Source organism: Streptomyces sp. NBC_01016 (genome assembly GCF_026341035.1).
Classification (GTDB): domain Bacteria; phylum Actinomycetota; class Actinomycetes; order Streptomycetales; family Streptomycetaceae; genus Streptomyces.
On sequence record NZ_JAPEOQ010000001.1, the window covers coordinates 4128189 to 4146670 of the forward strand.

Here is an 18482-nt window from a genome sequence, read left to right on the forward strand (position 1 = left end):
CGTTGAACCTCGGCGGTGCGGTGGCGCTGACGGCCTCCCGTCAGCGCCCCGCCCCGGTCAACTCCGCGCGCTCGAGCCCCAGTTCGCGGGCGAGCGCCTCATCCACCCACTCCTGCATACGGGCCCGCGAAACCGCGGCCGGCCTGGCGCGCCCGTCGTCGTATGCCGTCAGCTGCACGGCGAGCCCGTCGAGCAGCGCCGTGAGCCGCAGCGCCGCCGCCATCGGGTCGGGGCAGACGAACTCGCCCGCCACCACGCCCTCGGCGACCACCTCGGCGAGCGCCGCCTTCCACTGCCGGTCGAGGTCCCGCGTGACCTCCCGCAGCGCGGGCTCGCGCAGCGCCGCCGCCCAGCCCTCGATCCACAGCCGCCACCCCTTGGCCTGACCCGTCGGCGCGTACCAGCGCACCGCGGCGCGCAGCCGCTTCAGGGCCGTCGTGCGGCGACCGAGCAGCTTGCGCAGATGGGCCAGGTCGCTCTCGGCGGCGTGCGCGAACGCGGCCGCGACGAGCTTCTCCTTCGTCGAGAAGTGGTACAGCACCAGCGCGTTGCTCACGCCGAGCGCCGATGCCACGTCGGCGATGCGCACGGCGGCCACCCCGCGCACCTCGATCTGCTCGATGGCGGCCTTCAACAGCTCTTCGCGCCGCTCGGCCACGCTCAACCGGACTCTGGTCACGCCGCAAGCCTAGTTGTTCTCGGGTGTCGACTCGTTCACGTGCAGGACTCTTGACGCCTCGCAGTCGTACAGGTCACAGTCGCATCACGTTCCACTACTGACTGTCCGTTCAGTCAATAAGTCGGTCGGTCGGGGGTAAGCGCGGCCTGAGCAAAACCCGAAGTGCTGTCAGTGCCGTCCTCGTTCGTTCTCGCTGTTCTCGCCAGGAGCAATCGTGACCCAAGCGCCATCCCTCTCGCCGACCCCGCCCGCCGGGGACGAGCCCGACCTCTCCGAAGGCTGGGGCGAGCAGCGCTCACGGCTGCGCAAGGATCTGCGCCGGCTGGACGTGCTGTTCTTCCTCATCTGCACGCTCGTCGGCCTGGACACCATCGGATCCGTCGCCGCACAGGGCCCGCAGGGCCTGACCTGGATGGTCATCCTGGCGGTCCTCTTCTTCCTCCCCTACGGGCTACTCGTCGCCGAACTCGGCTCGGCCTTCCCCGTGCAGGGCGGCCCGTACGTGTGGACGCGCCTGGCCTTCGGCCGGCTCGTCGCGGGCGTCAACCAGCTCCTCTACTGGATCTCCAACCCGGTCTGGGTGGGCGGCAGCCTGTGCATCATCGCGCTGACCACCTGGGAGGAGTTCTTCACGCCGCTGCCGGGCTTCTGGAAGTACGTCGCCGGGTTCGTGTTCATCTGGGGCGGTGCGCTCGCCGTGGTGCAGTCCGTACGCATCGGCAAGTGGGTGCCCATCGCGGGCGCCGTCGCGCGCGTCGTGCTGCTCGGCTTCTTCCTCGTGTCCGTCGTCGTCTACGCCGCCGAACATGGCGTGCACGCCCTACCCGCGGGCGAATTCACGCCTACGTATGCGGGCTTCGTGGCGCTCGTCCCGGTGCTCATCTTCAACTACGTAGGCTTCGAACTGCCCAGCTCGGCCGCCGAGGAGATGAAGAACCCGCGCCGTGACATCCCCCTGTCGATCCTGCGCTCCGGGCTCGCCGCCGTGCTCCTCTACGGAGGCCCCATCCTCGGCATCCTGTTCGTCCTGCCCAGCCAGGAGATCGGCAGCCTGGGCGGCTTCATCGACGCCTGCAAGGCCGTCTTCACCGTCTACGGCGGCTCCATCGCGGCCGACGGCACGGTGACGCTGACCGGGCTCGGCGCCGTATTCGGCGGCGTCGCCGCGGCGGGCCTCATCATCGGCCTGCTCACCTCCGGTGTCACCTGGGCCATGGGCGCCCACCGCGCGCAGGCCGTGGCGTGCGCGGACGGCGCGGGTCCGGCCTGGCTGGGCCGCATCTCCGAGAAGCACGGCACCCCGGTACGGGTCAACATCCTGTCCGCCGTGCTCGGTTCGATCCTGTTCGTCGTCGCCCTCAACCTCACCGGCGGCGACGGAGAGAAGTACTTCGCGGCGGGCCTCGGCCTGACCATCAGCACGACGTTCATCTCCTACGTCATCACGTTCCCGAGCCTCGCCGTGCTGCGCCGCAAGTACCCCGACCAGGAGCGCCCCTACGCCGTGCCCGGCGGCCGGGTGGGCGCCTGGATCGTGACCGCGCTCGCCACCGGCTTCGTGGCGTTCACCGTGGTCGTGCTCGTCTGGCCCGGTTTCGGGGTCGGTTGGTTCGGCACCTCGGGCAACCCGGCGGACTCGCTGCCCGAGTCGTTCGCGGGCCAGCGGCTGCCGTACACGCTCAGCCAGGTGCTGCCGCTGCTGCTGTTCGTCGTGATCGGGTTGGTGTTCTACGCGGCCGGAACCAGGGCCCGGCGGAAGGCCTCTGGCGGTTCCGGCCACAGTGGTTGAGGTCGCGGGGCGCTGCCCCGGACCCCGCTGGCTCTCGTCCTAGAGTGGGCTTCCAGCGGCCACCACCGCATGTGCGTCCAGGGCGATGGCGCCGCCGGGATGCACAAGCAGCGGGTTGACCTCCAGATCGGTCAGTTCCGGGTGGTCCGCCGCGGCCTGGGCCACCGCGCACACCGCCGCCGCGGCCGCCTCCAGGTGGACGGCCGGTGCGCCGCGCCACCCGGTCAACAGCGGTGCGTGCCGCAGTTCCAGCAGCAGGGCACGCGCGCGTGCCGGGGTGAGCGGGGCCAGAGCCAGCGCCGTGTCGGCGTGCAGCTCGGCGGTGACGCCCCCGGCGCCGACCATGACGACCGGACCGAACGCCGCGTCCTTCCGTACGCCGACGATGAGTTCGCGCGCGTACGGAGGTGTGGCCATCGCCTCGACCGCGTACCGAACCGCACCCGTGGCCTCCCGCATCCGCGCGAACGCGGTCCGCAGGGCGGCCTCGTCCGCGATGTACAGCGCCACACCACCGGCCTCGGTCTTGTGCGCGAGCCCCATCGCCTTGAGCACCAAGGGGTAGCCCGTGCGGTAGGCGGCCTCGACCGCCGCGTCCGCGTCCGTCACGAACTCGGCCGTGGGGAACGCGACTCCGTAGGACGCCAGCAGCTCGCGCACCCGCTCGTAGCCGCCGTCCTCGACCTCGTACGCCGCCGGGGGAGTGGTTCGCTCCTGCGGCAGGTGCGGCGTTGTGGCGGCCAGACGCACGGCGCCCGCGAGTGCCGTCGCCGCCTGCTCGACCCGCTCGTGCACCGGCACACCGCGCTCCCTGAGGACGGCGAGGGCCGGTGTGTCGCGGGCCATCGTGTGCACGATAAGGGCCCGCCCCGCGGCGCCGGCGGCGTCGGCGAGGGCGTGTGCGATCTCGCACTCGCGCCCCGCCTGGGCGGGGTTCGCGGTCGCGTAGTCCCCGAAGTAGCCGGTGAGTACGACCGTTTCCGCGTCGCCGCTGTGCAGCAAGGTGGCCGCCACGCGCGCGTAGGCGGCCAGATCCTGCTCGCCCGCCCCAGCAAGGTCGACCGGATTGGCCCGCCCCGCGCCCGGCGGCAGCTGCGCACCCAGGGCGTCGACGGTGGCCGGGGAGAGCGCGGGCACATCGAAGCCGCACGCGGCGAACGAGTCGGCGGCCAGCGCGCCCTGTCCGCCGCTGTCCCCGATCACGGCGATCCGGTGCGGTGGGGGTGGATCGGCGCCGGGTTGGGCGGGGGTGGGGGTCGGGGTCGTGTCGTGGCGTGAGGGCTGGGGGCGGGAACGTATGAGAGGGAGGGTGGGGGACATCAAGTGGAGGGCGGTGTCGACGAGTTCGCCCGCGGAGTTCAGGAGGAGGGCGCCGGCGTCGCGGCAGACCGCCGCGACCGTGGCGTGCGGGCTGACGAGGGCGCCCGTGTGGGAGGCGGCCGCGCGGCCCGATGCCGAGCTGCGGCCCACCGTGAGGAGCAGGACCGGCTTTCCCCCGGCGTGAGCGGCCGCCAGGACGTCCGCGAGGCGGCGGCCGTCCCGGAAGTCCTCCACGTACGCCGCGATCGCTCTCGTTGGCTCGTGGGCGATCAGGGATTCCAGGGCGTCGGCGGCGTCGATGTCGCGCTGGTTGCCGAGCGAGACGAAGCGCGAGAAGCCCGCGCCCGCGCGTTCCAGGTGGCGGCCGATCTCCAGGGCCAGGTTGCCGCTCTGCGAAACGAGACCGAGGCCGCCGGTCGGGAAGTCGCCCCAGCTGAGCCGGAGTTGGCTCGTCGTGTCGACGATGCCCATGCAGTTGGGGCCGAGCAGGCGGGCGCCGTGCGAGGTGACCAGGTCCGCGAGGGAGTCCTCCTCGGTGGTGCCCGACGTGATCACCGTGAAGCAGCGGGCGCCCGTGTCGAGGCCCTCCTGCACCACCGGGCGCACCTGGTGGGGCGGGACCGCGACCACCACGTGCTCGGGCGGCGCGTCCAGGGTGGACAGGGCGGGGCGGAACGGCTCGCCCTGGAGATGGCCGCCCCTGCGGTTGACCAGGTGGACGGCCCGGCGGGCGCGGCCGGTCAGGGCACCCGCCGCGAGCCAGTAGCCCCACTTCTCCGGGTTGTCGGACGCGCCGACGACCGCGACGGACGCCGGGTCGTACAGCGCGTCCAGGCCTGTTGTCGTCGTCACCTGTACCACCCGAACCTCTCCGCGAGGATCGGCAGGCGGTCGGCGACGATGGCGTGCGCCGCGGCCCTCGGGGTCGTTCCGTCGCCCTCCGCGCGCGCGAGCATCTGGTCGATCAGGGAGCGCATGGAGCGCCGCGTGTAGGCGAAGGCCTCGTCCGCGTCCGCGCCGATGTCGCCGAACAGGGTCCACCACCACCAGGCGTTCGTCCCGGAGTTGACGACCACGTCCGGCAGGACCGTGATGCCGCGCCCGGTCAGCAGCTCCTCGGCGTCCGCGAGGACCGGCATGTTCGCCGCCTCGACGACCCAGCAGGCCGTGATCCGCTCCTGGTTCGCCGCGTCGATCGCGTACGAGACCGCGGCCGGGATCAGTACGTCCGCGTCCGCCGAAAGCCAGGCGTCGCCCGGCAGTTCACGATCCTCCGGCCGCAGCCGCTCGCGGTTCACCGTGCCGTAGGCGTCGCGCGCCGCGAGCAGCGCGTCCACATCGAGGCCCGCGTCGTTGGCGATGGTGCCCTCCAGGTCGGCCACCGCCACGATCGTGAGCCCCGCGCGCGCGAGGAAGCGGGCCGTGGCGCCGCCCATGGTGCCCAGGCCCTGGAGGGAGACACGGGTGCCTTCGTAGGAGCGGCCGGCGCGGTCGAGCGCCACCAGGACCGCCTCGGCGACGCCGCAGCCGCCCACCAGCTCGTCGAGACCGATGCCGTCGACGTCCACCGCGAACGCGTCCGCCAGCCGCTGACGGGCCGTCTCCTCGTCGTCCAGGAGCGGGTACACGGCCTGGATGGACGACACGAGACCCGCCTCGGCCGCCGCCTTGTCGACCAGGTCCTGCGTGAGACCCAGGTCCTCGCCCGTTGTCCAGAAGGACTCGATGTACGGACGCATCGCCTTCAGGTAGCGCACCAGAATGCCGTACGCCTCCGGGTCCTGCGGGTCGCAGTCGATGCCGCCCTTGGCGCCGCCCAGCGGGATGTAGCGGCCCTCCGGGTTGTAGTGCAGCGCCTCCTTCATCGACATGCCGCGCGCGAGCCCCGCGACCTCCTCCAGGGTGCAGCCCTTGCGCATCCGCAGGCCGCCGCTGGAGACGCCGCGCACCAGGCGGTCGATCACCAAGTAGCCGTTGCGGCCGGTGACATGGTCGGTCCAGGTGAGCTCGGTGAGGGGAGCCGTCGGCTGCGTCGGGGGCGTGGCGGTGCCTGCGGGCGCGGGCGCGGCGGGCGTGGGGGCGGTGGTCATGCGGACTCCTCAGGAACGACGATCAGGGTGGGGGCGGGAGTGGTCAGGGCGGTGCTCAGCAGCTTCGCGAGCTCCTCGGGGGAGTTGGCCGTCGCGCCGTGTCCTCCGTAGGCGCGGGCGAGGGCGGGCAGGTCCACGCGCGCGTGGTCGACCGCGAGCGGTGCGTCGCCGCGGGCGTTCATCTCGTCGCGGATCTCGCCGTAGCCGGAGTTGTCGAACACCACGACGGCGAGCGGTTGTTGGAGCGCGGCGGCCGTGGCCAGTTCCTGGATCGAGAACTGCAGGCCCCCGTCGCCGCTGAGCGCCACCACCTGGCGGTCCGGGCAGGCGGCCTTCGCACCGACCGCCGCGGGCAGGGCGTAGCCGAGCGTGCCGAACCCGGTGGGGTGCAGATAGCGGGCGCGCGGCCCCAGGGTGAGGTGCGGCAGGGCCCCGTAATAGCAGCACTGGGCGCTGTCCGAGGTGACGACGGCGTCCGGGGCGAGGACGCCGCGGATCGCCTCCAGGTAGGGCAGCCAGTGGGCGTCGCGGGGGCGGGATTCGCTGTCGCGGGCCGCCTTGAGGGTGGCGGTTTCGGTGTGGGCGGCGGTTTCGGTTGGGGTGCCGGTGGTGCGCGGTGTGGTGGCCGCGGTTCCTGTGACGAGCGCATCCAGCGTGGCGGCCGCGTCGCCGACCAGGGGGACGTCCGCCGGGACACCCGCGTACATCTGCGCCGGGTCGAAATCCACACGGATCAACTGCCCCTGGAAGGGCAGGGGTTCGGCGGTCCAGATGTCGGACTCGGCCAGCTCCGTGCCGACGGCCAGGACCACGTCACGGGTCGTGAGCCACTCCTGGACCGCCGTGCTGTGCAGGGACACGCCGAGGGAGAGCGGATGCTCCTCGTCGACGATCGCCTTGCCGTTCGCCGTGGTGGCCACCGGCGCCGCCAACTGCTCGGCCAGGGCAAGGCATTGGGTCGCCGCGCCGCGGGCTCCGCCCCCGAGGACGAGGGCCGGGCGCTCCGCGTGGGCAAGGAGCGCGGCGGCCTCCTCGACGCGTGCGGCGTCGGGGACGCGCGGCGCGGCCGGGGGAGCGGTGCGGGCCGGGCCCGCGGGCTCCGTCGCCTCCAGGAGGTCGAGCGGGATCTCGATGTGCGCCGGGCGCGGCCGCTCCGAGCGGAACAGCGTGAACGCCCGCGCCACCGCCGCACCGATCTCCGCCACCGACGAGACCCGGTGGCTGAAGGCGGCCACATTCCGCAACGCCTCGCTCTGGCTGCGCATTTCGTGCAGCAGGCCCGTCGACTGGCGCGGGTGGCGCAGCGGCATGCCCGGCGAGATCACCAGCAGCGGCACACTGTCCGAGTAGGCCTGACCGACGGCCGCCGCGATGTTCAGGAGCGCGGGCCCCGTGGTGGTGATCGCCACACCGGGCGTGCCCGTCACGCGCGCGTATGCGTCCGCCGCGTATCCCGCGCCCTGTTCGTGGCGCGGCGCGACGTGTGCGACACCGTAGGCCGTCAAGTGGCGGTAGATCTCCAGGTTGTGGGTGCCCGGGATGCCGAAGGCCTGGGTGACGCCGTGGGTGGCCAGGGCGCGGACGAGCGCTTCGCCGCCGGTGAGGTGGGTGCGGTCTGGGGGCGGCGGCTCGGGACTGTGACGCGTAACTGCGGCGGATTCGTGGACAGACGTCACAGTGACCTCGCAATGATCAGGCGCATGATGTCGGAGGTGCCCTCTTCGATCTCCTCCAACTTGGCGTCGCGCATCCACTGTTCGACCGGGAACTCGCGCGAGTAGCCCCAGCCGCCCAGCGTCTGCACGGCCGCCCAGGTGCAGTACGCGGCCGTCTCCGACGCGGTGAGCTTGGCCATGGCCGCCTCCGTGGTGGCGGACAGGCCCGCGTCCAGGCGGCGGGCCGCGCGCCACGTCATCAGGCGCGATTGCTCGATGCGGGTGCGCATGTCGGCGAGGCGGAACGCGACCGCCTGGTGCTCGATGACGGGCTTGCCGAACTGTTCGCGCGTGCGCGCGTAGTCGCGTGCGTACTCGTAGGCGGCGCGGGCGACACCGGTGGCGGCGGCGCCCAGGACGGCGCGTGAGATGTCGAAGGTGCGCATCAGGCCGATGAAGCCCTGGCCCTCGTCGCCGAGCCGGTTCTCCTCGGGGACGAACGCGTCGGAGAGGAAGATCTCCCTGCAGACGATGGCGCGTTGACCCATCTTGCGCATCGGCTCGCCGAAGGTGACACCTTCGGTGTCCTTGTGCAGCAGGAAGGCGGTCACGCCGCGCGAGCGCTGCATCGGGTCCGTCTTGGCGAACACCACGTAGCGGTCGGCCTCGCCCGCGTTCGAGATCCAGGCCTTCTGGCCGTTGAGCAGGTAGCCGCCCTCGGTGCGGCGGGCTGTTGTGGTGATCGACGCGGCGTCCGAGCCTGCGCCCGGTTCGGTGGTCGCCAGCGACGTCATCGGGGTGTCGGGTCCTGCGAGCGGCGTGAGCCAGGTGCGCTGCTGCTCCTCGGTGCCGAGGGCGAGCACAGGATCGGCGAAGAAGCCGTTGGAGCAGAGCAGGTTGCCGATGCCCAGGTCGCCGACGCACAGCTCCTCCTGTACGAGGACCTGTGTGAACACGTCGGTGAAGCCGCCTCCGCCGAACTCCTCGGGGAGCATGAACCCGGTGATGCCGACCTTGGCCGCCTTGCGCCACAGGTCCCAGGGCGTCTCGACGTCGGCCTCGTCGACGGCACGCGCGCGTGGCCGGATCTCCTCGGCCGCGAACGTCCGGGCGAGCTCGACGACGGCGTGCTGTTCGGGGGTGAGCGGGACCAGTTCGGTGGGGAGTTCCGACACGGTGCCTCCAGACGGTCCATGTGGCTTACTGAGCGGCTTTACTGAACGGCTTCACTGAACAGATTTACTGAATCGTCGGTCAGTATCTGGAGTCTACGAGAGTGCTGTCAATCGAACTGGTACTGAATGAAGGATCAGTTTGTGGGAGGGCAGGTGGGGACGGTGGGCGAGGGGCGTCGGTCACATGTCCCGGGGGCGGGCACACAGGAGGCGCTCAGCGCGTTGTCAGTGGTGCCGCACATAATGGGAAACCTGATCGATCAATGGGAGGCGCCGTGTCACGTTCGCTGACGTCACGTTCTCTGACTTCCGGGCTGCGCTCGCTCCAGCCCGATGCCTTTGGCGCCGAACCCACAGGGGCGCGGCTGGACCGGATCCGCCGGTCCCCGAACTTCGCGGACGGGTCCTTCCAGAACCCGGAGGGCGCGCGCATCCGGCCCGACGGCTCGATGCTCGAGTTCGCGAAGAATTACTTCCGTAAGGAGGAGCGCGCCCGCCGGGCCCCCACGGGCACCGTGCCGGTGCACGCCACCACCGTCGCCGACCTGGCGAAGCCGCCGGTGAGCGGGCTGCGGATCACATGGATGGGCCACTCCAGCGTCCTCGCCGAGATAGATGGGGTGCGGGTGCTGTTCGACCCGGTGTGGGGCGAGCGCTGTTCACCGTTCGCCTTCGCGGGGCCCAAGCGGCTGCACCCGGCGCCGCTGCCGCTCGCCGCGCTGGGGCCGGTCGACGTGGTGGTGATCTCCCACGATCACTACGACCACCTGGACATGTCCACCATCAAGGCGCTCGCCCACACGGACACCGTGTTCGCGGTGCCGCTCGGCGTCGGCGCGCACCTGGAGCACTGGGGCGTGCCCGCGGACCGGCTGCGCGAGCTGGACTGGCACGAGTCGACGAAGGTCGCCGGGGTGACGCTGACCGCCACCCCCGCCCGCCACTTCTGCGGCCGCGGCCTGCGCAACACGCAGCACACCCTGTGGGCGTCCTGGGTGGTCGCCGGGTCCGAGCACAGCGTCTTCCACAGTGGCGACACCGGTTATTTCGCGGGCTTCAAGGACATCGGTGCCGAGCACGGACCGTTCGACGTGACGATGATCCAGATCGGCGCGTACTCGGAGTACTGGCCCGACATCCACATGACCCCGGAGGAGGGCATGCGCGCCCACCTCGACCTGCAGGGCGGGCCCGCGGCCGGGCCGATGCTGCCGATCCACTGGGGGACGTTCAACCTCGCGCCGCACGCCTGGACCGAGCCCGGTGAGGGGACCGTCACCGCGGCTCGCCGGTCCGCCGCCCGTATCGTGCTGCCGCGCCCCGGCGAGCCCTTCGAGCCGGGCGCCGAGGCGCTGCCCACGGAGCAGTGGTGGCGTCCGGTCGCGGCGGTGCCGCAGGGCGGGTGGCCGGTGGCCGGGCCCGTGGCGGGGGCGGACGACACGGAGATCGTGGTCGCCGGGTAGGCGGTAGGTAGTAGGCGGTGGGCGGCTGGGGTCGGTCGGGCGCCGGGTGAGTCGGCTGCGGGTTGCGATTCCGCGCGCCGTTGCGGCTTACGCCGTGCGCCGGGCCCGCAGGACCGTGTCCCGGTGGTGGTGTGTGCCGGGCGGGGCCGGGGCGGTGCGCGGGCGGGTCTCGTTGACCTGGATCTTCCAGGTGCGGTCGCCCTCGGCGTCGAGGAGTACGGCGATGTCGTCGGCCCAGTAGTAGTCGGCGGGGTCGAATTCGGCGGTCGCCTCAGTGTGCTCCGTCAGGTCCGCCAGGGCGTGCGTGGTGAAGAGCAGCGTTCCGCCGGGTGCGACGGCGTCGACGAGCCCGCGCAGCGCCGGCAGCCCCGCGCTGCGCAACAGCGGGAAGTACTGGAGGGTCACCAGGTCGAAGGCGCCCGCGGGCGGCGGCGTGACGGCCAGATCGGCCTGCGCCCAGGAGACCCGGCCCGCCACGTCGGCGCCGGCCGCGGCCGCGCGGCGCAGGGCGACCTCGGAGACGTCGACCGCCGTGACCTGCCAGCCGCGCCGGGCCAGCCAGAGCGCGTCGCCGCCCTCGCCGCAGCCGACGTCGAGCGCCTGGCCGGGCGGCAGATCGGCGGCCTCGTCCACGAGCACACCGTTCGGGTTGCCGCTGAAGAGCTGGTCGCGGCTGCGGTACCGCTCGTCCCACTCCTGAGCGGTGTCCGACTGGGGGATGTCCGACTGGGGGATGTCCGGCTGATGGGTGTCGTACCGGTCGGTGTTCGACTGAGGTGTGTCGTACTGGGCGATGTCGTTGTCCATGGCGTCCGGTCCTGTCTCTCGTCCGTTCGACGGTGACCCCGTCGACGCCAAGGTCGCGCCACGCGTGCGTACGGGCAAACTTCTTTGCGGAAAACGCAAAACGCGGGCACGGTGGACGGATGAGCGACGACGTCGACGGGGTGCTGGCCGGGGTCGGCCCGAGGCTGCGTGAGCTGCGCAAGCGCCGCGGCGCCACCCTGACAGCCCTGTCGGAGGCCACCGGAATCCCGATCAGCACCCTGTCCCGTCTCGAATCCGGGCACCGCAAGCCGGGGCTCGAACTGCTGCTGCCGCTGGCCAGGGCCCACCAGGTGTCGATCGACGAACTGGTCGGCGCCCCGGCCGACCTCGACCCGCGCGTGCACCCGCAGCCGATCACGCGTAATGGCGTGACGATCGTGCCGCTGACCCGCAAGCCCGGCGGCCTTCAGGCGTTCAAGCAGATCCTGCCCGCGGGCCTCACCGACGGCCGGGAGCCTTAAAGGCTCTAACAAAAGCTGCTGATCATGAGTGTTTCGGTCTGTCTGTCCGTAGGTCTGGTCATGGGAGAGCGTCAGTCGCGGCCATGGATCGTGTCGGACGAACTGTGGTCGATGATCGAGCCGTTGCTGCCGAAGCCGGGCCCGAAGAAGGTCGAGGGCAGACCACGGGTCCCGGACCGGCAGGCACTGTGCGGGATCCTCTTTGTGCTGCACACCGGCATCCAATGGGAGTACCTGCCCCAGGAGTTGGGCTTCGGCTCGGGCATGACCTGCTGGCGCCGGCTGGCCGCCTGGAACGAGGCGGGGGTGTGGGACGAACTGCACCTGGTGCTGCTGAAGAAGCTACGGTCGGCGGGCAAGCTGGACTGGTCCCGGGCGGTGATCGATTCCTCGCACGTGCGGGCCGCTCGGCGGGGCCCAAAAGTGGGCCGAGCCCGGTCGACCGCGCGCGGCCGGGCAGCAAGCACCACGTGCTCACCGACGGCCAGGGCATCCCGCTCGCCGTATCGCTGACCGGCGGCAACCGCAACGACGTCACTCAACTCCTGCCCCTGCTCGACAAGGTCCCCGCCGTGGCAGGCACGGTCGGACGGCCACGCAAGCGGCCGGACCTGTTGTTCGCTGACCGCGGCTACGACCACGACATCTACCGGCGCCAGGTACGACAGCGCGGCATCCGCCCGGTCATTGCCGAACGCGGTCAGCCGCACGGCACCGGACTGGGCACCTTCCGGTACGTGGTCGAGCGCACCATCGCGTGGCTGCACGGCTTCCGTCGTCTCCGCATCCGCTGGGAGCGGCGTGACGACATCCATGAAGCCTTCCTCGGGCTGGCCGCCTGCCTGATCACTCATCGGCACGTCCAACGCCTTTGTTAGCACCTCTAAGGCGGTTCTCCTGCCACGACCCGTCCGTCGTACGTGCGGGGATCCCTCACAGCCACCCGTTGCGCTGCGCGTGCAGCGCGAGTTGAAAGCGGTTCGCGGCGCCGAGGCGGGCCATCAGGACCTGTAGGCGGCGGAAAAGGGTGCGTCGGCTCATGCCCAGTTCGCGGGCGATGGTCTCGTCGCTCGCGCCGCCCGCGAGGAGCCACAGCAGACGGCGGTCGGCGGGCGGCAGGCCGCCCGGGGCCGTGGTGCGGCCGTGGAACGGCAGGGCCTGGCGCCAGCACTGCTCGAACAGGGCCACCAGCGCGGACAGCAGCCCGCACGGCTGCACGACCAGCGTCGTGTGGTTCACGTCGGCCTCCTCGATGGCCAGCGACACCAGGGCGTACGCGTCGTCGATGATCACGAGCTTGACCGGTACCGAGGGGAGCACCCTGGCCTGCTCGCCGGCGTTGATGCACGGCTCGATGGACTCCCGCAGGCGGCCCGGATGCTCCAGCGACTCACGTGAGTAGACGACCCGCTGGGTCACGCCGCGGGCGAGTGTCGCCAGCGCGTCGTCCGTGGACTCGGGCATGGGCGTGTACGGCGGGGACTCCAGCTGGCGGATCTGCTCGCGCGCGCTCGCCCAGGCCTGCCGCGTCCGGGGTCCGACGGCGTCGCCGGTGACGACCTCGACGAGCGTGTCCCGGTGGGTGGCGAGCCGTCGGCGGCGGAACGACTCGAAGGCGCCGCCGACGGCGACCCGCGACTCCTCCAGTTCCGCCGTCCGGTGCCGGGCGAGCACCTCCAGCGCGGCGGCCGGCGGCACCGGCGCCACCGGGTCCCCGTCCGGACCGGTGGCCACGGCGAGACCCGCGTCGACGAGCGCGCCGTACGCCGCGGCCGGGTCGTCGGTCCGGTCCAGGCCCGCCGCCGCGGCGATCTCGTCCAGCGGAGCGGGAGCCAGGTCGAGCAGCGCCGGATAGAGCCGGGCCGCCGCGTCGTCGAGGCCGAGCAGCCGGAGGGACGCACCGAGTTTCGCGTTGGTCATGAAGCGCATTATCGGCTGCGTCCCGGGCTCGCGCGTGGCCGATCCGTGCCAGTGGCGCTGCTGGGCGCCGGAGGGCCGCCGAGTCGACTACGGTGCGCGAGGATCGCGGCCGACCGGCGGCGGGACACCGTGGCCGACCAGCCGCGGACCACCGCAGCCGACCAGCCGCGGCACACACCCAGCACCCACAGGATTGGAAGGCGTACGTCATGGCGGAAGGCCGCAGGAACGGGCTCTACTCCGGGATCTCCGAGGAACTGTCCGCCCTGATGCGCACGCGCTGGGCGGACACCGAGCGGCGCGACCTGACCCCCGACGAGCAGGCCCCGTACGCGGCCGCCCGGCGCGCCGCGCTCTCCGCGCGCTTCCCCGGCGAGCGGCTCGTGATCCCCTCGGGGAACCTCAAGGTGCGCTCCAACGACGACACCTACCCGTTCCGCCCGTACTCGGCGTACGTCCACCTGACCGGGGACCAGGCCCGCGACGGCGCGCTCGTGCTCGAACCCCGCGCGGACGGCGGCCACGACGCGTACTGCTACCAGCTTCCGCGCGACAGCCGCGACGACGACGGCTTCTGGACCGGTGCCACCGCGGAGCTCTGGATGGGCCGCCGCCGTTCCCTCGCGGAGGCGCAGCGCGTGCTCGGCCTCGAGTGCCGGGACGTGCGCACGGCCGCGTCCGATCTGGCCACCGGCAGCGCACCCATCGGCAGCGCACCCACCCGCATCGTCCGCGGTGTGGACCCGGCCCTGGAGGCCGCCGTCACCACGGACGCCGACCGCGACGCCGAACTGGTGACTGCGCTCGACGACCTGCGCGTGGTCAAGGACGAGTGGGAGATCGGTGAGATCCGCGGCGCGGTCGACTCGACCGTGCGCGGATTCACCGATGTGGTGGGGGAGTTGTCGAAGGCGGTCGCCTCGTCCGAGCGGTGGATCGAGGGAACCTTCTTCCGCCGCGCGCGACTTGAGGGCAACGCCGTCGGCTACGGCAGCATCTGCGCGGCCGGCGAGCACGCCACGATCATGCACTGGACCGACAACGACGGTCCGGTGCGCCCCGGCGACCTGCTCCTGCTCGACGCCGGTGTCGAGTCGCGCACCCTCTACACCGCCGACGTCACCCGCACCCTGCCGATCAACGGCACCTTCACGTCCGTCCAACGCCGGGTCTACGACGCCGTGTACGAGGCCCAGGAGGCGGGCTTCGCGGCGGTGAAGCCGGGCGCCGCGTACCGGGACTTCCACGAGGCGGCGCAGCGGCACCTGGCGGTCCGGCTCGTCGAGTGGGGCTTCATCGAGGGCCCGGCCGAGCGCGCCTACGAACTGGGTCTCCAGCGGCGCTTCACCATGGCGGGCACCGGCCACATGCTGGGCCTCGACGTCCACGACTGCGCGCAGGCACACACCGAGGAGTACGTCGACGGTGTCCTCGAGCCGGGCATGGTGCTCACCGTCGAGCCCGGCCTGTACTTCCAGGCCGACGACCTGAGCGTGCCCGAGGAGTGGCGCGGCATCGGCGTCCGGATCGAGGACGACCTGCTGGTCACCGCCGACGGCCACGAGAACCTGTCGGCCGGCCTGCCGCGCTCGGCGGACGAGGTCGAGGCATGGATGGCCCGGCACGCGGGCTGAGCGGGGCGCGGAACCGTCACGTGCCATGGGCGAAGTGAGTACTTCGCCCATGGCACGTGACGGTTGGGGGCGGCGTCAGCCGGACACGGTGATGTTGGAGCTGCCGCTGCTCTGGTAGCCCTCGGTCGCCATCATCATGTAGTAGCTGAAGTTACCCAGAGGCATGCCGGCGCGGGACCATGCGTCGAAGTGGTTCCCGGTGGTGATGGCACCGCCGGTGCGCTTCGACTGCCGCACGCTCCAGTACTGGTTGAAGGTCTTGGTGCCTTCGACGGACGGCGCGTTGTACCGCGTCGTCTGGTAGATGTCGTAGGTGCCGCCGTCGCTGGTCACCGTTCCCTTGTAGGTGCCGGTGGGCCGATATGTGCCCCAGTTGTCGACGATGTAGTACTCGACGAGCGGGTTCGACGTCCAGCCGTAGAGGGTCAGATAGCCGTTGCCGGACGGGTTGAAGCTGCCCGAGTACTGGACGGTCCTGCGGCTGCCGTTGCTCCAGCCCTTGCCGCAGACGAAGTTGCCGCAATTCGTCCAGGACGTACGGTAGTTGCCGCCGGAACCGAGGGTCATGGAGACGGAGCCGCCGCCGTCGGTCCAGAACGAGTAGTAGAACCCGTTGTTGGTGCCGGTCTGGTTCGTCGTGATGGTCGTGTCCGCATGTGCGGAAGTGGGGAGCAGCAGGCCGGACGCGGCGCCGAGCGCCAATGCGCCGACGCCGCCGATGACGCCTCTGCGGCTGATCCGGGTGGGGGTGTCGTCCTCGTGCACGCGTCCTCCTCGTGAAGGCGATGGTCGAGCACAGCAGCGCCCGGGGCCATCGGTTGCCGGGATCGGTGCGGCACATCGTGGCCCTGGGGCTGAAGCGAGTCAATGGTTTCGGAAGCTTCGGCGAAAGACTTTTGGTGCCTCGGGTGGGTGGAGCGGCCCCGTTGACCTTGGAAAACGACTGTCGAGCTGGGCTTCTTCAATCAACAGGCGGCAGATAGAGGCGAGTTGGGGCTTCTAAGGAGGGTTGATGACTGAAAAATTTTCGGTCCGGCGTACCTATTGTTCGGTGGCCGTGCCTCGCCCACCATCTCCCGCATGGAGCGTGCTGAACGCGAAGTGGGCGTGCAGGCTGCGCCGGTGATCGACATGTCGGACGGGGCCGGTGAGCGTGACCCGCGCCGTGAGCCGTGGCTCGGTGCTCGACGCGCTCAGCCGCAGCTCCAGGTCGCCGGGCTCGACGACGCGGCGTCCCTCGCGCCCGGTGAACGACGCGAGGTCGGCGGGCACGCGCACCCGGACCCGTACGGCTTCGTCCGGCGCCAGTCGCGGCAGGCGTACGTAGCCGATGAGTCGCTGCACCGGCTGCACCACGGACGCGACCGGGTCGTGCAGATACAGCTGGACGACCTCGGTCCCGGGCAGTGCGCCGGTGTTGCGCACGGTGCAGGCAAGCGTGAACTCGCCGTCAGTGGCGGCGAGTTCGCTGCCGACCTCCAGATCACTCCAGTCGAACGTGGTGTACGTCAGACCGTGACCGAAGCCGAACGCCGGGGCCGGATCCAGGTTCGAGACCTCGGTGGCCTGGCCCAGGCGCGGAGCGAGGTACGTGGACGGCTGGGCGCCCGGCCCACCGGGGACGCTGACCGGCAGCCGGCCGGAGGGACGTACCCGGCCGCTGAGGACGCCGGCCAGGGCGGTCGTGCCTTCCTCGCCGGGGAAGAAGGTCTGCACGATCGCCGAGCTCTCCCGGACCGCGCGGCCGAGGGCGTACGGCCGGCCGGCGAGCAGTGTCAGGACGACCGGTGTGCCGGTGTCCAGGAGCGCGTCGAGGAGCTGTTCCTGGGCGCCGGGCAGGGAGAGGGACGCGGCGTCGCAGCCCTCGCCGCTCGTGCCGCGCCCGAAGAGGCCCGCCCGGTCGCCGAGCGCGGCGACGACCAGGTCCGCCCCGCGGGCCAGGGCGACGGCCGCCGCGAAACTTTCGGAGCCGGTGTCGGTGGCGTCGGCCTCGGCGAGACCGGGCGCCGTGACGACCTCGCTGTCGGGAAACTCCGCCGCCAACGCCTCGCGCAGCGTGGGCAGTTCGATGCCGAGCGGGGCACTTGGCGTACGGCTGCCGACGTGCACCGGGAACGAGTAGCAGCCGAGGACGGCCGTCGGTGTCTCCGCGTTGGGGCCGATCACGGCGATGCGGGCCGGGGCGTCCGGTGCGAGCGGCAGTGTGCCGTCGTTCGACAGCAGGACGACCGACTCCTCGGCCACCTGGCGGGCCAGCTCACGGTTGGACTCGCGGTCCAGGTCGACGGTCGCCCGAGCGCGGTCGGCGGTGACTCCCGCGAGGGCGGGAGGAGCCGGGTCCCAGTCCTCATCAAGCAGGCCCAACTCGGCTTTCTGGGCGAGGACTCGGCGGGCCGCGCGGTCCACGAGGGTCTCCGGTACGGACCCGTCGGCGATGGCCTTGCGCAGGGGGTCGCCGAACGTCTTCACCGTGGGCAGCTCGACATCGACACCCGCCGCGAGCGCGGCGCCCGCGGCCTCGCCGAACGAACCGGCCACCGCATGCAGGGTCTTGAGGAACGCGATGCCGAAGTAGTCGGCGACGACGGTCCCTTCGAAGCCCCACGTGTCACGGAGCAGCCCGGTCAACAGGCGCTCGTCGGCGGCCGACGGGATGCCGTCGATGTCGGTGTAGGCATGCATGACGGACCGTACGCCGCTCTCGCGCACGGCCATCTCGAACGGCGGGAGCACCACGTCGGCGAACTCCCGCCCGCCCATGGACACCGGCGCGAGATTGCGTCCCGCGCGGGAGGCCGCGTACCCGGCGAAGTGCTTGAGCGTGGCGACGATCCCGGCCGACTCCAGGCCCTGGACGTACGCGGTGGCGACCGTGCCGACGAGGTACGGGTCCTCGCCGATGGTCTCCTCGACGCGGCCCCACCGGGCGTCACGTACGACGTCCAGGACCGGGGCGAGGCCCTGGTGCACGCCGACCGAGCGCAGGTCACGGCCGATCGCCGCGGCCATCCGCCGGACCAGGTCCGGGTCGAACGAGGCGCCCCACGCGAGCGGAACGGGGTACGCGGTGGCGCCCCACGCCGCGAACCCGGCCAGACATTCCTCGTGGGCAAGCGCCGGAATGCCGAACCGGTTCGCGGCCGCGATGCGGCGCTGGGTGCGGGCGAGGGACAGGGCGCCGAGCGCGGGATCGACGGGTGCCGTGCCGAACGGCCGCGTCAACTGCCCAAGCCCGTAAGGGAGAAGCTCGTCGAGGTGGACCGTCTCCTCCATGTCGTGCTGGTGCGGGGCGACGTCACCGCCCTCGGCGGAGGCGCCCACCCATACACCGAAGAGCTGGGCGATCTTCTCCTCGAGGGTCATCTCGGCGAGCAGCGCGTCCGCACGGGCCTGAGCGGTACGACTCGCGTCGCGCCACGCGGGCACATGTGTCGCGTCGGTCTCTTCGGCCGGTACGGCCAGGTGCTC

13 protein-coding genes and 1 pseudogene are annotated in these 18482 nt (G+C 71.8%); 5 read left to right on the forward strand and 9 right to left on the reverse strand.

Translation table 11 applies throughout. The annotated features are described in order from the left end of the window. Positions 1-40: 40 nt before the first annotated feature. Positions 41-679 (reverse strand): TetR/AcrR family transcriptional regulator, encoded by a 639-nt coding sequence (locus OG746_RS18525; RefSeq protein ID WP_323179628.1) that lies wholly within the window; start codon positions 677-679, stop codon positions 41-43. 214 nt (positions 680-893) lie between these two features. Between OG746_RS18525 and OG746_RS18530 the strand changes: the two genes are divergently transcribed. Next, positions 894-2468, forward strand: a complete 1575-nt coding sequence (locus OG746_RS18530; RefSeq protein ID WP_266715871.1) for an APC family permease — start codon at positions 894-896, stop codon at positions 2466-2468. 39 nt (positions 2469-2507) lie between these two features. Here the strand turns inward: OG746_RS18530 and OG746_RS18535 are convergent, their stop codons facing one another. From OG746_RS18535 to OG746_RS18550, 4 genes are read right to left on the reverse strand one after another with little or no spacing between them, the layout of a single operon-like run. Beyond that, on the reverse strand, positions 2508-4640 hold the full coding sequence (locus OG746_RS18535) for an acetate--CoA ligase family protein (RefSeq protein ID WP_266715873.1): 2133 nt from the start codon (positions 4638-4640) through the stop codon (positions 2508-2510). Then, positions 4637-5878, reverse strand: coding sequence for a Glu/Leu/Phe/Val dehydrogenase dimerization domain-containing protein (locus OG746_RS18540; RefSeq protein WP_266715875.1), 1242 nt, complete (start codon positions 5876-5878; stop codon positions 4637-4639). The genes OG746_RS18535 and OG746_RS18540 overlap by 4 nt, the downstream gene beginning before the upstream one ends. Further along, positions 5875-7554, reverse strand: a complete 1680-nt coding sequence (locus OG746_RS18545) for a 5-guanidino-2-oxopentanoate decarboxylase (RefSeq protein ID WP_266715877.1) — start codon at positions 7552-7554, stop codon at positions 5875-5877. Before OG746_RS18545 ends, OG746_RS18540 begins: the two co-directional genes overlap by 4 nt. Next, positions 7551-8708 (reverse strand): acyl-CoA dehydrogenase family protein, encoded by a 1158-nt coding sequence (locus OG746_RS18550; protein ID WP_266715879.1) that lies wholly within the window; start codon positions 8706-8708, stop codon positions 7551-7553. The genes OG746_RS18545 and OG746_RS18550 overlap by 4 nt, the downstream gene beginning before the upstream one ends. A 275-nt stretch (positions 8709-8983) precedes the next feature. On the opposite strand from OG746_RS18550, the gene OG746_RS18555 reads away from it, so the two are divergent. Next, positions 8984-10171: an MBL fold metallo-hydrolase gene (locus tag OG746_RS18555; protein ID WP_266715881.1), complete on the forward strand. Its 1188-nt coding sequence runs from the start codon at positions 8984-8986 to the stop codon at positions 10169-10171. Between the two features lie 87 nt (positions 10172-10258). Here OG746_RS18555 and OG746_RS18560 read toward each other — a convergent pair whose 3' ends face one another. Further along, entirely contained in the window at positions 10259-10978 is a 720-nt protein-coding gene (locus tag OG746_RS18560; protein WP_266715883.1) for a class I SAM-dependent methyltransferase, read from the reverse strand. Positions 10979-11097: 119 nt separating this feature from the next. On the opposite strand from OG746_RS18560, the pseudogene OG746_RS18565 reads away from it, so the two are divergent. Continuing rightward, positions 11098-11457, forward strand: a pseudogene (locus OG746_RS18565) (helix-turn-helix domain-containing protein); the annotation flags it as partial. Positions 11458-11520: 63 nt separating this feature from the next. Beyond that, a protein-coding gene (locus tag OG746_RS18570) for an IS5 family transposase (RefSeq protein WP_443059774.1) occupies positions 11521-12338 on the forward strand; the annotation gives its coding sequence in 2 pieces (ribosomal slippage) (positions 11521-11850 and positions 11853-12338; 816 coding nt in all). Between the two features lie 55 nt (positions 12339-12393). Here OG746_RS18570 and OG746_RS18575 read toward each other — a convergent pair. Next, positions 12394-13380 (reverse strand): helix-turn-helix domain-containing protein, encoded by a 987-nt coding sequence (locus OG746_RS18575; RefSeq protein ID WP_266715885.1) that lies wholly within the window; start codon positions 13378-13380, stop codon positions 12394-12396. A gap of 209 nt (positions 13381-13589) precedes the next feature. Between OG746_RS18575 and OG746_RS18580 the strand changes: the two genes are divergently transcribed. Then, positions 13590-15014 (forward strand): aminopeptidase P family protein, encoded by a 1425-nt coding sequence (locus OG746_RS18580; RefSeq protein ID WP_266715887.1) that lies wholly within the window; start codon positions 13590-13592, stop codon positions 15012-15014. 75 nt (positions 15015-15089) lie between these two features. Here OG746_RS18580 and xynA read toward each other — a convergent pair whose 3' ends face one another. Both xynA and OG746_RS18590 read right to left on the reverse strand, forming a co-directional pair. Next, complete coding sequence (xynA, locus tag OG746_RS18585; RefSeq protein WP_524540426.1) at positions 15090-15779, reverse strand: endo-1,4-beta-xylanase XynA; 690 nt, start codon at positions 15777-15779, stop codon at positions 15090-15092. A gap of 276 nt (positions 15780-16055) precedes the next feature. Next, the gene (locus OG746_RS18590) at positions 16056-18440 is read right to left on the reverse strand and encodes a beta-xylosidase/alpha-l-arabinosidase (protein WP_266719059.1); all 2385 of its coding nucleotides are present in this window, start codon (positions 18438-18440) and stop codon (positions 16056-16058) included. Positions 18441-18482 lie beyond the last annotated feature (42 nt).

What these genes read in the sequence shown, in the direction of transcription:
- OG746_RS18540 (WP_266715875.1), bottom strand. Translation starts at nt 5,878, where the DNA reads ATGACCACCGCCCCCACGCCCGCCGCGCCCGCGCCCGCAGGCACCGCC.
- OG746_RS18560 (WP_266715883.1), bottom strand. Translation starts at nt 10,978, where the DNA reads ATGGACAACGACATCGCCCAGTACGACACACCTCAGTCGAACACCGAC.
- OG746_RS18575 (WP_266715885.1), bottom strand. Translation starts at nt 13,380, where the DNA reads ATGACCAACGCGAAACTCGGTGCGTCCCTCCGGCTGCTCGGCCTCGAC.
- OG746_RS18580 (WP_266715887.1), top strand. Translation starts at nt 13,590, where the DNA reads ATGGCGGAAGGCCGCAGGAACGGGCTCTACTCCGGGATCTCCGAGGAA.